The 15,619-nt window shown below is 39.6% G+C and carries 15 protein-coding genes; 7 read left to right on the top strand and 8 right to left on the bottom strand.

Annotated features, from left to right (window positions below):
• Nucleotides 1-30: 30 nt before the first annotated feature.
• The 5 genes from ACHWSC_RS06210 to ACHWSC_RS06190 form a co-directional block, all read right to left on the bottom strand.
• On the bottom strand, nt 31-1,470 hold the full coding sequence (locus ACHWSC_RS06210; protein WP_394676201.1) for a TolC family protein: 1,440 nt from the start codon (nt 1,468-1,470) through the stop codon (nt 31-33).
• On the bottom strand, nt 1,463-4,624 hold the full coding sequence (locus tag ACHWSC_RS06205) for an efflux RND transporter permease subunit (protein ID WP_394676200.1): 3,162 nt from the start codon (nt 4,622-4,624) through the stop codon (nt 1,463-1,465). The genes ACHWSC_RS06210 and ACHWSC_RS06205 overlap by 8 nt, the downstream gene beginning before the upstream one ends.
• 16 nt (nt 4,625-4,640) lie before the next feature.
• Nucleotides 4,641-5,726, bottom strand: coding sequence for an efflux RND transporter periplasmic adaptor subunit (locus ACHWSC_RS06200; protein WP_070566911.1), 1,086 nt, complete (start codon nt 5,724-5,726; stop codon nt 4,641-4,643).
• A 105-nt stretch (nt 5,727-5,831) separates the two neighbouring features.
• Nucleotides 5,832-6,254: a hypothetical protein gene (locus ACHWSC_RS06195; protein WP_394676199.1), complete on the bottom strand. Its 423-nt coding sequence runs from the start codon at nt 6,252-6,254 to the stop codon at nt 5,832-5,834.
• 532 nt (nt 6,255-6,786) lie between these two features.
• Nucleotides 6,787-7,011: a YdeI/OmpD-associated family protein gene (locus tag ACHWSC_RS06190; protein ID WP_394676198.1), complete on the bottom strand. Its 225-nt coding sequence runs from the start codon at nt 7,009-7,011 to the stop codon at nt 6,787-6,789.
• Between the two features lie 219 nt (nt 7,012-7,230).
• Here ACHWSC_RS06190 and ACHWSC_RS06185 point away from each other — a divergent pair, with 219 nt between their 5' ends.
• The 7 genes from ACHWSC_RS06185 to ACHWSC_RS06155 all read left to right on the top strand — a co-directional run bounded on the left by ACHWSC_RS06185 (nt 7,231) and on the right by ACHWSC_RS06155 (nt 13,257).
• Nucleotides 7,231-8,256, top strand: a complete 1,026-nt coding sequence (locus ACHWSC_RS06185) for an NAD(P)-dependent alcohol dehydrogenase (protein WP_394676197.1) — start codon at nt 7,231-7,233, stop codon at nt 8,254-8,256.
• A 227-nt stretch (nt 8,257-8,483) separates the two neighbouring features.
• Nucleotides 8,484-9,335: a universal stress protein gene (locus ACHWSC_RS06180; RefSeq protein WP_394676196.1), complete on the top strand. Its 852-nt coding sequence runs from the start codon at nt 8,484-8,486 to the stop codon at nt 9,333-9,335.
• A 197-nt stretch (nt 9,336-9,532) separates the two neighbouring features.
• Nucleotides 9,533-10,345, top strand: a complete 813-nt coding sequence (locus ACHWSC_RS06175; RefSeq protein ID WP_394676195.1) for a family 16 glycosylhydrolase — start codon at nt 9,533-9,535, stop codon at nt 10,343-10,345.
• Between the two features lie 49 nt (nt 10,346-10,394).
• On the top strand, nt 10,395-11,129 hold the full coding sequence (locus ACHWSC_RS06170) for a YoaK family protein (RefSeq protein WP_394676194.1): 735 nt from the start codon (nt 10,395-10,397) through the stop codon (nt 11,127-11,129).
• Between the two features lie 32 nt (nt 11,130-11,161).
• Nucleotides 11,162-12,001 carry a helix-turn-helix domain-containing protein gene (locus ACHWSC_RS06165; protein ID WP_394676193.1) on the top strand — a complete coding sequence of 280 codons (840 nt, stop codon included), beginning with the start codon at nt 11,162-11,164 and terminating at the stop codon, nt 11,999-12,001.
• Nucleotides 12,002-12,068: 67 nt separating this feature from the next.
• On the top strand, nt 12,069-12,683 hold the full coding sequence (locus ACHWSC_RS06160; protein WP_046675093.1) for a DUF417 family protein: 615 nt from the start codon (nt 12,069-12,071) through the stop codon (nt 12,681-12,683).
• 166 nt (nt 12,684-12,849) lie between these two features.
• Nucleotides 12,850-13,257: a hypothetical protein gene (locus ACHWSC_RS06155; RefSeq protein WP_139145018.1), complete on the top strand. Its 408-nt coding sequence runs from the start codon at nt 12,850-12,852 to the stop codon at nt 13,255-13,257.
• Nucleotides 13,258-13,308: 51 nt separating this feature from the next.
• On the opposite strand, the gene ACHWSC_RS06150 is transcribed toward ACHWSC_RS06155, so the two are convergent.
• The 3 genes from ACHWSC_RS06150 to ACHWSC_RS06140 form a co-directional block, all read right to left on the bottom strand.
• Nucleotides 13,309-13,491: a DUF6496 domain-containing protein gene (locus tag ACHWSC_RS06150; protein ID WP_145330741.1), complete on the bottom strand. Its 183-nt coding sequence runs from the start codon at nt 13,489-13,491 to the stop codon at nt 13,309-13,311.
• A gap of 110 nt (nt 13,492-13,601) precedes the next feature.
• The gene (locus ACHWSC_RS06145) at nt 13,602-15,410 is read right to left on the bottom strand and encodes a glycoside hydrolase family 2 protein (RefSeq protein ID WP_394676192.1); all 1,809 of its coding nucleotides are present in this window, start codon (nt 15,408-15,410) and stop codon (nt 13,602-13,604) included.
• 50 nt (nt 15,411-15,460) lie between these two features.
• Nucleotides 15,461-15,619, bottom strand: a 159-nt coding sequence (locus tag ACHWSC_RS06140; protein WP_394676257.1) for a PT domain-containing protein, incomplete at its 5' end; no start/stop codon positions are given.

The raw sequence follows: 15,619 nt of genomic DNA, 5'->3' as shown, positions 1-15,619 counted from the left end.
CAACATATAAAAACTAAAATTGAAAGTGTGCTATTGATGATCCCATCCACCACCTAGGGATCTGTATATCGCTACGCTTGCTTTGAGTTGGTTGACCTTCTTCTCAACGAGCTCAAATTTGGATTCCAGGGCATCGCGTTGTGTCAGCAGAACCTCCATATAATCTGCGCGGGCGTATTTAAAAAGGTCGTTGGAAATACCGATAGACTCATTTAATGCATCGACTTCCTTGGTCTTAATTTGTAGGCCATTCTCCAGATTTTTAATTTTGGAGAGCTGGTTTGCAACTTCAATATAAGCAGCCAATATAGTCTGCTCATAATGGTAAACAGCCTGAACCTGTCGTGCATTTGCGCTATAATACGCGGCTTTAATTGCCCGTTTGTTGATCAAAGGGGCGGTGAGTTCACCAACGAGGGAAGAGAGAAAGGCTTCCGGTTTGATGAGATAAGTCGGATCAAAAGCTTGAAAACCTACTCCCGCCGCAATGTCCAAAGAAGGGTAAAAGCGGGCTTTGGCCGATTTGATGTCCAGTTTGGACGCTGCAAGTTCATATTCAGCCTGCTTTATATCAGGTCTGTTTTCCAGGAGGTCGGCCGGGATGCCGGCATAAACGGTTTGCGGAACAAGCTTATCAAATGATTGTTGATCCCTTTGAACCGGCTGCGGGAATCTTCCAACAAGGTAGTTTATTCTATTTTCTGTTTCTGTGATCTTCTGCTTGATATCATATTGCATACCTTGGGTTTTCAATATCTGGGCTTCAAATCTTTTGACGGCAAGTTTATTGGATCGCGCATTTTTCTTCAAGTCATTTACGACGACCAATGCATCGTTTTGAATCTTTACATTCTCATTGATAACCAGAAGTTCGTTATCGAGCGCCAGGAGTTCATAATAAGAATCTGCAATTTCAGCGATCAGGTGAGTTACCATAAAGTTTTTGCCTTCCACGCTGGCAAAATACCGTTGCAGCTGCGCTTTGGTCGCATTGTGGAGTTTACCCCAGATATCTGTTTCCCATTGTGCCTGTACACCAACTCCAAAATCAAATAGCGGTTCAGGCATTTCGCGTCCGGGTTCGATTTCTGTATTCTTTTCCATCGCTCCAATGTTTGTGTAGCGACTTACTTTGTCGACCCCGGCGCCAACTTTTACACCTACGGAAGGTAGATATTCACCTTTTTTGGCGCTTACCTCATTTTTGGCTATTTCAATTTCCTGAAGCATAATATGTAGCTCCTGGTTGTTTGCTAGTGCCTGACCGATCAATCCTTGTAGATTGGGATCGCTGAAATAGCTGTTCCATTTGATTTTTCCTGTATTCATGGTGTCGCTGTCAGCATCCCCATATTTTCCGGGAACGGTTCTATTTTCGGCACGTTGTTTTATTTCCAATGGTTTGCAGGCTGCAAGACTAAGCAAGAAAAGTGCGAAACCTGTATAGTGATATAATCTGTTCTTATTCATAATGTATCATGTCTTCGCTTAATGGTGATTCGTCTTCGGCTTGGATCATTTTTCTTCCGTCAGCCAATTTTGCAAAAATGTAGTAGAGTCCGGGAATGACAATAACGCCAAAGATAGTTCCGACGAGCATACCTCCCAGTGCTGAAGCACCTATGGTATGGTTACCGATAGCTCCAGCACCACTGGCAAAGACAAGTGGTACAAGTCCCGCGATAAATGCAAATGAGGTCATGAGAATTGGTCTGAAACGCGCTCTTGAGCCCTCAATAGCTGCTTCCAATATGCTATCGCCAGCTTGGCGCCTTTTCACGGCAAATTCTACGATAAGCACCGCATTTTTACCTAATAAACCAATAATCATGATCAGTCCGACCTGTGCATAGATGTCATTTTCAAGTCCCATAGCTTTTAATAGGAAGAATGATCCAAATACACCAACTGGTAGCGACAACAATACCGCAAACGGAATGATAAAGCTTTCGTACTGTGCCGCAAGTACAAGATATACGAAGACTAAGACGACTAAAAAGACATAAACGGCTTCGTTTCCACGTTGGGCCTCATCATAGGACAAGCCTTCCCAGGCAACTTTATAGCCGTGTGGTAATGTTTGAAGTGCAGTTTCGTTGATTGCCTGAATAGCGTCGGCCGTTGTATACCCATTTGCCGGAAGTCCACGGATGGCGGCCGAATTGTACATGTTGTAGCGCGTGATTTCGTTTGGTCCCTGTGTTTTTTTTAAAGTCATAAAGGCCGAATAAGGAACCATTTGGTCATGATCGTTTTTGACGTAAAGGTTCATGATATCGGAAGGTAGCCTTCTAAATTCTGGTGAAGATTGTACATAAACCTTGAAGAATTGACCGAAACGGATAAAACCTTGCTCATAGGTACTACCGATAAGGATATTGAGGTTGTCCATGGCTTTACCAATGGAAACGCCTTTTTGCATGGCGGCGTTATTGTCAAATACCAATTCGTATTGTGGGTAGTTGGCGGCAAAGAACGTAAAGACTCCGGTCAGTTCCTTACGTTTCTTTAGATTAGCGATAAACGCTTTATTTACTTTATCGAAATCTTGGTAATCGGTGGTCCTATTGAGGTCCAGCAGGCGCATGGAGAAACCTCCTGAAGAACCAAAACCCGGAACAGCGGGAGGTTCGAAGAATTCAACCGTTGCACCCAGATTTTTTGATTTTTCTTCAAGTTCTTCCATGATCTCTTTAACGGAGTGTTCACGTTCACCCCAGGTTTTGAGGTTGATAAGACAGGTTCCGGCATTCGATCCACGGCCTTCGGTCATGATTTCATAGCCTGCCAGTGATGAGACAGATTCAACCCCATCTACCCCTTGACAGATCTTTTGGAGCTCTCTGGAAAGCTTATTGGTCTGTTCCAATGTTGATCCTGGAGGAGTCTGAATAATGGCATATATTGTACCTTGGTCCTCACTCGGTATAAAACCTCCTGGAAGCGTTTTGTTAATAACGAAAATTCCGACACAGAATGCTATTAAGATACCCCATGTAATCACTCTTCGGCTGGCAATTTTACGAAGTAAGGAGGCATATTTGCCCGTTATTTTATCAAAAGTACGGTTAAAAAGGTCGAGCGATTTGGTGAATACGTTTGATTTTTTTGGTTTACCATGGTTGTTTTTCAGGAGCATCGCGGCAAGCACAGGAGTAAGGGTTAATGCGACTATTGCTGATATCACGATGGAACTCGCCATGGTAATTGAAAACTGACGGTAAAATGTTCCGACAGGGCCTGTCATAAATGAAATGGGGATAAAAACGGCCACCATAACGGCTGTAATAGCGATAATAGCACCTGCGATTTCGGCCATGACTTCTTTTATAGCACTGTACGGCGATATGGCACTTTCTTCCATTTTGGCATGGACTGCTTCAATGACCACAATAGCATTGTCCACGACAATCCCGATGGCAAGCACCAATGCAAACAAGGTCACTAAGTTGATCGACATACCGAACCATTGGATGACGAAGAATGTACCTATCAGCGAAACGGGCACGGCGATGATCGGAATCAACGTCGAACGCCAATCGCCAAGGAAAATAAACACAACAATGGCAACTAAAATAAAAGCATCGCGTAGGGTATGCATCACCTGTTCGATAGAAGCATCCAAGAATTGGGATACGTCATAACTGATTTTATAGTCTATACCTGGAGGAAAGTTACCTTTCATCTCAGCAAGTTTTGCCTTCACATCTTTAATAACGTCATTGGCATTACTACCATAATTCTGTTTCAACACAATTGAAGCCGAGGGATGCCCGTCTAAATTGGAATAGATGTCAAAGAATTCACTTCCTAGTTCGACTTTAGCTACGTCTTTTAACTTGATGTTTTCACCGTCGCCGTTTGCGCGAACGATAATATTGTCGTATTCTTCAGGTGTATTGTATTGCCCTTTATAAGTTAGGACATATTCGAGGGATTGCGCTGCAATACCCGAGCTTTGTCCCAGTCGACCGGGACGGCCGATGATACTTTGTTCTCCTATCGCTTTCATCACTTCATCAACTGATAAGCTATAGGCGCGCATACGATCGGGATTTAACCAGACGCGCATGGCATATCTACGGCTACCTAAGATTTGTGATTTGGCTATACCATGAATACGATTGATTTCAGGAATGATATTTACCGTTGCATAGTTGTACAAGAACTTTTCATCCATGCTTTTATTTGTACTGTAGAGATTCACGTACATCAGCATACTGGGCTGAATTGGATTGACGACGACTCCTTCCTTTTGAACAAGTTCAGGCAATAGTGGCATGACTTGATCCACCCGGGTTTTGACCAGTACTACGGCATCGTTAGGATCTGTTCCAGGATCAAATACGACGTTTACGGTTGCTTCACCGGCACTGGTCGCATCGGTTGCGATATAGCGCATTCCCTGTACACCGTTGATTGCATTCTCCAGTGTAATCAGTGAGGATTTTACAAGTACATCAGCACTTGCACCAGGATAGGCAATGGAGACCGCCACTGTAGTCGGTGCGATTTTTGGAAATTGCTCAGTAGGAAGTTGCTTTATGGCTAAACCTCCGATAAATAGGATTACAACCGATATGACAATAGCAAATACCGGTCGATGTATTACTTTTTTAAACATAATGCTGCTTTTTTAATTACTCTGCATATAAATCTAAGTTTGACATGACTTTCTCCGGAGTCTGATATTTGGATTCAATAGTCTGGTTTTCCTGTACCATGCGAAGTCCATTCAGTAGAATCTTTTCGTCCTTGCCCAATCCGGAAGAAACAACATAGATATGCGGCAGTTCGGCAGCAACTTTTATTTCTCTTGCTTTTACTTTATTATCTTTTGTAATAACGTAAACATATTTTTTTTCAAGCTCCTCGAATGTAGCTTTCTGCGGTATCATAAGCGCGTTATTATAGGGAGATGTAATGACGATATTACCTGTCTCGCCATAACGCAATAATCCCTTTGGATTTGGAAAAGTCGCTCTGTAGGCAATATTTCCAGTTTCATTATTGAAGTCTGATTCAATTGTTTCAACAATACCCTCATGACCGAATTCTTTTCCATTGGCCATGTTTAGCCGTACATGCAGCGGGCTATTGTCTTGTTTTGCGTCCATTTGATTGAGATATTCCACTTCGGGTACATTGAAGTAAACCCACATTTTACTGTTATCGGACAGCTCTGTGATCAACTCGCCTTCATCGACAAGACTCCCTTTACGGACATGAAGCTTACCAACGATTCCTGAAAACGGTGCTACGATGTCAGTAAATTTGAGATGCGTATTCATAGCTGCTAGCTCAGCTTTGGCTTTTTCATATTTTGCTTTTGCCATTTCAGTTTCCTGCGGAGCGACAATATCTTTTTCGGACAGATTTTTGGTGTTCTGATATTCGATTTCAGCATATTTTACCTCTGCTTTAGCACGATTAACATCGGACTCATAGAGGTTGGGCATGATTTTAAAGAGGGGTTGTCCTTTTTGTACAAATTGACCTTCATCGACAAATATCGATTGAATGTAGCCTTTTTCCTGCGCACGCAATTCAATATGGTTGATCGAACGGATTTGGGCGACATAATCTTTATTGACAATTGTATCTTTGACCAAAGGAGTAGTGACATTGAAAACTGCAGCTTCTTTTTTGTCTTTTTTTTCTGACTGACAGCTTGTCGATAGAATAATAAGGCACAGGCTTATATACATAAAGCTTCTCATGACCATGATAATAGTTTTTTAATTATTTTCGAAAAATTGAACAATAGTGTGACCTGCTTCCAAATGGTTTTGAAAGCTATTTTGATGTTTTTTTAAGAAATTATTAAAAAATCACAGCCTGAATACACTGTAATGGATATATAGGGCGTTTTTTCGTGAAGTAAGCTGGTTGGAATTTGCAAGCGAAACTGCTGTGCGTGTATTGTGAAATTCGGGATGGATATAAGAGACTAGATTTCCAAAACCATCTCCTTCAAGTGCGAATAAGTTAGGGCTATTGGAATCACTTCCCGTGTCGTCGTTTTCATTATCATTTTCTGAAAAATAAGCCCTTAATTTTTCATGTCGAGGACGTTTAGTTTTGCGAATAACTTTGGTGTCATAATCTTCGCTTTTTACTTGCTTGTTGAAGTGATTGACAGCGTGAAGATTGCAGGAGGGGATATTATTTGGTGTTGGCACATGATACCAGCCAAAACTGATAAGTATTGCGCAAACTACGCCGAACAGATATTGATGGAATTTTCCTTGCATCCTTGAAAGCAAATGTAATTAAACTTTAAAAATGATACAAGTGATTTAGGTATGGAAATTTTAAAGTTTATGTAATATTGTTACAAAGTGTTTAAACTGACGGTGTTTTAGTGATTAATTGTGTAAAAATTACTCAAATTCCGTTTTTGAAATTGCGTTTAGGTGATATTTAAAAAAAATATGACCTAAATAGCTTTAGTTTTCTTTAATTGGTTGTATTTTTAGGTGTTTTCCGGGTTGATTTTCGTTGTTTTTTTAGTTTGATGTTCTTTTGAATGAGCTGGGGAAGTGGAAATTGCACTTTTTTTATTCTCTAATAGGTAAAAGCGTTTGTCTTGCTTTATGCTGTTGTGAATGAGTTTTTTAAAAAAGTTTGCTTGATTGAAAAGTGACTTGTTCTTTTATAGGGTATTTTGCTGTCGCTTGATCTAATTTATTGAGGCGGCCCTGATCTATTTTTCCAATTGGGCAAAAATGGCTTACGGTGCTTTTTGATAAGTAAGTAGCAAGCGTAATGCCCAATTGGCTTGTTCTAGATCGTTTTAAGGGTTTTCTGATTATTTCGTAGCATTTGTATTGCTTTTTCAGCTCTTGTTTTTCGGGTTTGTTCTTGTTTTGCTGATCCAACCCAATCACAATAGCCTTGTTTGTATGATTTGGAAAGTGTTTCAAAAAAAGTATTGGCTTTTTCGTCCGTATCCAACAATTGTTGGAGTTCCATAGGAACGCCTTCAATATGTTCACCTTTTTTTAGCATGTATTTTTATCATTTGATTCCCGATAAAAATACATAAATATCTTCGAGTTACCGGCCTTTATTGCATGAATACTTTTGACTTGCCTGTTAGGTAATACGATCAGGGGATTGCAATACTTTTTCTTGCAATAAGACTTACATGTTGCCGCTGTCTTCATATGCGTTGAAACATATATCGTTCTTATTTGTTTTTCTATTAGTCAACAAAAAATTTTCAGTATGAAAGCAGTACGTTTTTTTGGGCATAAAGATGTCCGCGTTGTGAATGATCTTGTGAAGCCAGTTCCTAAGGGCGATGAAGTATTACTAAAAATTGGTGGTGCAGGTGTTTGTCATTCTGATCTCCACATTATAGATGAGGGGACCGTTGTAGGTACGGTATTTACCTTGGGACACGAAAATGCGGGCTGGATTGAAGAAGTTGGATCGGATGTAAAAGACTATAAAAAAGGAGACGCGGTACTGGTCTATGGCCCTTGGGGTTGTGGGCACTGTAAACCCTGTCAGCAATCAAAGGAAAATTATTGTGATCACCAGTCTGAAATGGCTTATGGTGGTGGGCTAGGCCTTGATGGTGGGATGGCGGAATATATGCTTGTCCCTTCTTCGCGTTTACTGGTCCCAATTTATGACTTAGATCCAGTCATTGCTGCGCCATTAACGGATGCGGCACTTACTCCTTATTCGGCGATAAAACGTTCGATAGGCAAATTGACAGCAGATGAGTATGTGGTTGTGATCGGAGTTGGAGGTTTGGGCCATGTTGCCTTACAAATACTAAATGAAGTAAGCGCGAGTTCAATTATCGCCTGTGATGTCACCGAAGAAAAACTAGCCTTTGCTAAAGAACTGGGCGCAGCGTATGTGGTTAATTCGAAGGATGCAAATGCAGCCGAACAAATCAATAAGATTACGGGCATTAAAAAAGCTAAAGTTGTGATTGATTTTGTCGGCGCAACATCGACTATAGATCTAGGAACAAAGGTTGTTGGTTTGGATGGTGACCTGACAATTGTTGGATTAGGTGGGGGACACTACCAGTACAATATGTCAGGACTTCCTTTTGGTGTGCGTATGACAAACCCATATTGGGGCTCGCGGGTTGAGCTTATGGAAGTTGTAGGTTTGGCTAGGCAAAGGAAGATTCATATTGAAATTGAGCAGTTTAAGCTTGATCAGGCTAACGAAGTTTATGATCGAATGCGCAACGGTAAGATCAAAGGAAGGGCTGTACTGATTCCTTAGTAAAAAAAAGTCTATCTTTTTGGTAGTTTATTTTGGTTTTTATCTTTTTGATGCTTATCTTTGTTGTATCATAATTTAGGTTTATAATTGGTTATTTAAGGTTTTCATTCTCCCCGTTTGAAAACCTTTTTTTTTAAAGTCTTTCTTTTGATTTTTTATTAAAAACCTTCTGCCTTCTTTACTGTTATTATACTAATAATCCGCGCTGATTTATCTGCAAAATATTTATGGACAAAACAATTCTCGTACTCACCGATTTTTCTGAAAACTCATGGACCGCTATCCGCTATGCGGCGAATCTGGCTAAAAAATTTAACTGGACAGTAGAACTTCTGCATACTTATACCATCCCAATAAAAGACAGTGTTCATGCGAAAATGGAGAATATGTTTTTGACGCCTCAGAAGGAAGAGACTGAAAGCATGCTCAAGGACTGGCAGACACGTATCGACGATGAATTTCCTGATCTCCGCTGTAAAACGCTAAGTTTGCTCGGCGACTTGGAAAAAATGGTACTAAACTTACTACAAGAAAAGGAATACCGTTTTATCGTCATGGGAGCTAAAGGTAAAGGTATGATACAAAAAGCTGTATTGGGAAGCAATACCTTCGCCCTGATAAAAAAGAGTCCAATCGGTGTCTTGGCAGTACCCATCACTTTCCAAAAATTTAGGTTACAAAATATCGGATTACTGAGCAATTTTAAAGCGTCCGAATATGATCTACTCGACAGTTTCATCTTACGTGTACCGGAGAAATTTAATCTCAGCCTCTTGCACGTAACACAAAAGTATATCTCTCCAAAACAAGAAGATATTGAAGACTGGAAACAAAAGCTATCCGCCCAATTTTCGTTTAATAAAATTGATTATGTGGAAAAAAATGCGGTCAATCGTTTAGATTACAATATGCCTATACCACGTTGTATCGACTACATGGTGGAAATCGAAGCTATTGATCTTTTACTTGTGTCGTACAGTCCCAAAAGTTTTTTCAAAAGTATATTTTCCCGAAATCTTACGAAAGCAATTTATCGCAACCTGACTGTACCTACTTTTTTTAAGCGTAATTTATATTAATTGCGGGTAATCTCCTCCTGCTTATCACTTTCCATTGGTTGATAGTCCACGGTTTAGTAAAGGGAAAATGATTAAACTAAAGTTAGTAGCCGCAATTTTATGATTACTAACTGAGCTTTAAATTGCGTCTCCGATGTGAGGTAATCTATTCATATTTTTCATTAGCTTTATCAATAATTGTATAAAATATAAACATAATGAGCCTTTGGATACTTCCTTTGATCGCAATACTTTCCGCAAGTCCCGATAGTACACATGTAGGAGAATATAAGTTTGCTGAAATGCCCAGTTGGAGTGATGAGTTTGATTACAATGGTCTTCCAGACGCAAAAAAATGGGGATATGATGTAGGCTCCTTGCATAATGGTTGGGGAAATCATGAACTTCAATACTATACAGATGCAAACAGGAAAAACGCAAGTGTGGCAAATGGTGTTTTACGTATTACTGCAATAAAAGAACAATATGAAGGGTTGAACTATACTTCTGCCAGGCTGGTGAGTAAAAACAAGGGAGATTTTCTGTATGGTCGATTTGTAGTCCGAGCCAAGGTACCGAAAGGGAAAGGTACGTGGGCAGCTGCTTGGATGTTGCCGACAGATTGGGTTTACGGAGGATGGCCACATTCGGGAGAAATAGATATCATGGAGCATGTCGGTTATGACGAGAATGCAATACATATTACCGTTCATACAAAGGATTATAATCATTCTATCGGAACTCAAAAAGGAGTGATGAAACGAATTGATCAGGTAACATCGGAGTTTCATGATTATCGGATAGACTGGACCCCCGAGTATATTCGTGGTTTCGTGGATGATGTACAGATCTACAGTTTTCCAAATGAAGGAAAAGGCAATGGCGTGTGGCCATTTGATAAAAGATTTCATTTACTATTGAATCTTGCCGTTGGTGGAGATTGGGGCGGTGTTCAGGGCGTCGATAGCAGCGCATTTCCTGCAGAGATGGAAGTGGATTATGTCAGGGTATATGATTTACTGAAACCTTAAATGAATCTTGTTTTCATCTATTTTCTCTAATTTATAAAGAATAATTCAAATGTTTAGGCATCAAGGGAGAGGAAGGAATTATACTCATAATTTGAAGTTAGCCTCTATTTTGTCTTGTGTTGCAGGCCTGGTTAATATTACAGGTGTTCTTGCCGTTGGGACTTTAACAACGAATGTCACAGGTCACTTCGCATTTTTTTCAGAACAGTTGATTTTAATGAATTATAAGATGGCTTTGATTTATCTGTTATACATCGCTTTCTTTTTAATGGGAGCTGCCGTTTCAGGTTTTATCGTAGAATTAGCCTCGAAAAAGAAATCACATAACGCTTATATCATTCCAATTTGTATTGAGTCTATTATCTTAATTAACGTTGGATTGTTTCCAGCTTTCGTTAATGCGGAGCCAATGTTTCCAGCAATAATTTCATTTGCCCTTCTTTTTGCTATGGGACTTCAGAATGCCCTGGTAACGAAGGTGTCACAATCAGTTGTCAGGACGACGCATTTGACCGGATTGTTTACTGATCTTGGTATTGAAATTTCACAGTTGCTTTTTTATAGAGAAATTGCTGAGAAAGTGAAATTACACAAAAGTATTTTTCTTAAGTTGATGATTATTGGAGGCTTTTTTATCGGGGGAATTATAGGTGGTTTTATGTTTCAATATTTTAAACTGAAAACATTATTGTTACCGGCTAGTATGCTTTTATTTGCCTTATGGTATGACCATATTCTACTTAAGTTTTATCATTTGAAGCGAAGCTTAAGACCGGATGAATAGGTCCGATTAAATTCATATTTTAGCTTAATAACATGAACTATTCCCATATCCTGTTTGAAAAATTAGTATTATCTGCCGGTAGATTCAACATTAGTGAACCATTGTACTGCATTCTTTTATTTGAGAAAGCGACGAGTTTTTCGGTTGATTTGGTGACATACCATGCGGATCCTAAAAGTGTTTTGTTTTTGTCTCCCTATCAGTTGTTTACGATGGATGTGGTGCTGAAAAGTACTTTTAGTGTGCTAAAATTTCACGGCAATTTTTATTGTATAGAATATCATAAAGATGAAGTTGCCTGTAATGGAATTCTATTCAACAACATCTACCAGCAACCTCATGTGTTGCTCTCAGCAGCTATTTATCATGAGATATCAACGATCATGGGAAAAATAGATCAGCTCAAAATGTCGTCGGAATCCTATGATCAGTCATTGAGCAGAACTTATCTACAGCTGATTTTAGCGTTGGCAAGTAGACAAAAGCTGCTTTTTAACGACGTACAAAAACCGTATTGGGCTCATAGAGATATTATTGATGACTTTGAGCAGTTTTTGGAAAAAAATTATAAAGCGCATAAAGAAGTTACCTTTTATGCAGCGAACTATGGTTTAAGTCCAGCCGTTTTTACGAAAAAAATAAAATTGAAATGGGGAAAATCCCCTTCAAAGTTGATCCAGGAACGCCTCGTATTGGAAAGTAAAAGACAGCTCCATTTGACGGCCAAAAGTATTAAAGAAATAGCAGCCAATTTGCAGTACAAAGACGAGTTTTATTTCAGTAGATTTTTTAAGAAGATGGTAGGCGTATCTCCTAAGGTATTTCGGAAGCGGGTCGGTTTATCAATTGTTGCCGAAAAGTCTATGTTATAGATCTATTTGTCCATGTTGTGGATTTAAGCCATTGTTTAGTTTTGCATGGTATTAAACAAACTACGTTATGGAGAAAATAATAAAGCTATTGGCAAAGTCACAATATATCTTTACAAACTTTGCTAGAATTTCAATTTTTATTGTGATGGCATGGATTGGAGGATTAAAAGCATTTCAATATGAAGCTGATGGTATAGTTCCTTTTGTTATTAATAGTCCGGCAATGCGTTTTTTTTATCATAATACGGAAAAACGGGTGTTGGATAAAAACGGAGAGCTAATACCGGAATACCAGTTGTTTAAAAACCCGGAGGGTCGTGTTGTAAAGAAAAATATTGCATGGCACCAAGAAAATGGAACTTATATTTTTTCTTATATACTTGGCTTTGTAATTGTTTCAATTGGTCTGATGATATTTTTAGGTATCTGGTATCCTAAAATCGGAATTTTTGGGGCATTGTGTACAGTGCTTATGTCATTGGTTACACTTTCTTTCTTGATAACAACTCCAGAAGCGTTTGTGCCAAAGCTAGATGGGGATTTCCCGTCACCTAATTATGGTTTTCCTTATTTATCTGCGGCCGGTAGATTAGTCTTGAAAGATGTAATTATGCTTGCAGCAGCATTGATCATTGCAGCAGAAAGTGCCAGCCGTCTGATAAAAAAAACGAATATAAAATAGAGACAGATAGTTTTTGTATGTGAATTAGCAGCAGGTTGTTTGCTGGAGGCGATAACTACTCGGGGTAAATCCACCAACTTTTGGAAGGTATCTTTGATGCCAGCTGTATTTTGGCAGCATCTTTGTGTCTCGTCGTTAAACTATATTGAGTTATACCACGAACGATATGAAAATAATACGAACGACCCTTCCATTTCTTCTGTTTAGTTTCATCCTTTTAGTTGGATGCAACAATAATCAACAGATCAGGATGATTGATAAAGATGGGAACACACATTTGTTGACAAGAGAAGGTGATCGAAAAGGAGAATTGGGACTGCAGCGTATCATCGCTCGTGGCAATGATACAGTAATAACGATTGATGGTGCAGGTCATAAAATGATATGGACAGCTTCAGATGTGACCAATATTGATACAACAAAGATTCAATATTATCTCAAAAAAAGAAATGGAAGCAGTGTTCATATTTATACACCCGTCGATGTAAATCAAAATTTTATAGATGTCGAGGATAGTCAAAATGTTTTGTCAGATCCTTATGATGGTACAGACAAGAAAAAATCCCTACTGTAGATTGCCGCATGAAAAAGCATAATTTGGGCTAAAGAGAAAATCCTAGCAAGTTTACTTGCTAGGATTTTTTTTGGGTACTTTGGCACCTTCCTTTTTGGCTTCGGAGAGGCCGATGGCAATCGCCTGTTTTCGTGATGTTACCTTTTTTCCGCTACCAGATTTTAATTTTCCCGCTTTCATTTCGTGCATCGTCTTTTCAACTTTCTCAGATGCTTTTTCTGAATATTTTGCCATAATAGTGTTACACCTTGATCTGTTATTAAACACTTCTCCAAAGAGAACAGCTGTTTCAGTTGAATCGTTTGAAAATTCTTTGAGAGCTAAATAGCGAACATCTGTATCCGTTAATTCAATTCATTTCCAGCTTTAATCACGGCTTGGTTGACGGCTTTTATTCTTTCAAGAACCATTTTTTGTATTTTACGGTCGTAAGTCAATAGACCATTGACTTCATGTTCCACATCGGTAGTTTGTGTATAAATAGCAACACTCAGTCCTTTGTATCGGAGCAATTGTTCGACATTATCCATTAGGAATATATAACGGTCTGTGAGTGCCTCTATAGTGGGTTCGTAGGCATAGGCATTGTTTTCGACAGGCCACATGTGACCGCGGACAAATAGGCCTACGCCACCAAACTCTCCAAGGGAAGCTGCCCGTTTCGAATCAGGTTCTGAAGCACCCTTGGGGCCAACATAGATATGGGTGTCAACAAAATCTCCATTTCCGGGATCACCATAAGCTTTTTGGTAAGATGGATTGTTGTTAAATCCCGAATTACCGTTCACTAAACGTGAAGGGTCATATTGTTTGGTCCAGTCGGTAATATTGCGTACATCGAAAGCGCCCCAATTTTCGTTAAAAGGAACCCAGGTGATAATGGATGGCGAGTTGTAGTGGTCGTCAATGATGGCCTTGTATTCATCACGAAATGCTTTTCGATAAATCGTAGTATCTTCATCGGGATACCAAAGGCAGGGCATATCTTGCCACACGAGCAGTCCCATTTTATCTGCCCAATAATAGAACCGTTGGGGTTCGGTTTTCATATGCTTACGAATAAGGTTATAGCCAGCTTTTTTGGTAAACTCGATATCATATTTGAGAGCTTCTTCCGTAGGTGCTGTTAGAATACCATCGGGCCAGTACCCCTGATCCAGAAGACCGAGCTGCATCACAAATTTATCATTCAATAGCGGCCTTACAATTCCGTTTACCTTACCAAGTTTAATATCACGCATACCAAAATAACTCTTAACCTCGTCGATGATTTCTCCATTCTTCCCATGTATACTTAATTTTAAATCGTATAAAAAGGGGGAGTCAGGAGACCAAAGTTTTGGATTTTCTACCGGGATATTAAATTCCATGCCCGACTGAATTACCGTTTTTGAAATTTCTTTTCCTTCTGAAGAAACGATGGCCGTAACTTTTGCCTTCGCTGTGCTAGTGACCTGTATTTTTAGTTGTTTTTCTGCTACTTGAGGTAACAATTTGATGCCCTGTATATGGTTTTTGCTTACTGGTTCCATCCACACAGTTTGCCATATGCCAGAAGAAAATGTATAGTCGCCTCGAGGTCCATTTTTACCCGAAGGATACTTACCGTCGTTCTTGTCATGCGCTGCAACGACAATGTTATTTGGACCGGCCTTTAAAAACTCAGTGATGTTGATCCAGAAGGAGTCGTAGCCACCTGAATGAGTACCAGCTTTTTTCCCATTTACAAATATGGTCGCGTCGTGATCCACTGCACCAAAATGGAGTATAATATCTTTCCCTTTCCAATGATTAGGTAGCTCGAAATTTTTACGATACCACAGATTAATTTCTTGTTTGCGTTGTATTCCGGATAAATAGGACTCTGGACAATAGGGGACAAGAATGCTTTCTCGGTTGTGGTCAAAGGAAATGGGGACAGCAGGATTTAGTGCATTCGGAGCATCCTTTCCACCTATATAATCCCATTTACCGTTGAGACATAGCCATTCATTCCTTTCCATTTGGGGACGTGGATATTCGGAAAGTGGGATTTCTGTTTGCTTGGCTATTGCTGTCCATGGGGTTGAAAGCTGTGGCTGTTGTGCCAAAGCATTAAGCCAACCGAAGAGCGATAGTGCCAGCACAAAAATTGAGGTTTTGGTTTTTATCATGGTATACTTCTTGGTTTTTCAGAATATGAATATAAGTATACTAAAATGATTTAGTGAATTATAAACGAAATGTTACTAGTGAGGCTTTCGATATTGGGGTTGGTTGGTTGGTTGGTTGGTTGGTTGGTTGGTTGGTTGGTTGGTTGGTTGGTTGGTTGGTTGGTTGGTTGGTTGGTTGGTTGGTTGGTTGGTTGGTTGGTTGGTTGGTT

The organism is uncultured Sphingobacterium sp., from assembly GCF_964277905.1.
GTDB lineage: Bacteria > Bacteroidota > Bacteroidia > Sphingobacteriales > Sphingobacteriaceae > Sphingobacterium > Sphingobacterium siyangense.
Note: the sequence above shows the minus strand (reverse complement) of the source record. Positions and strands in the feature narration are given on the sequence as shown.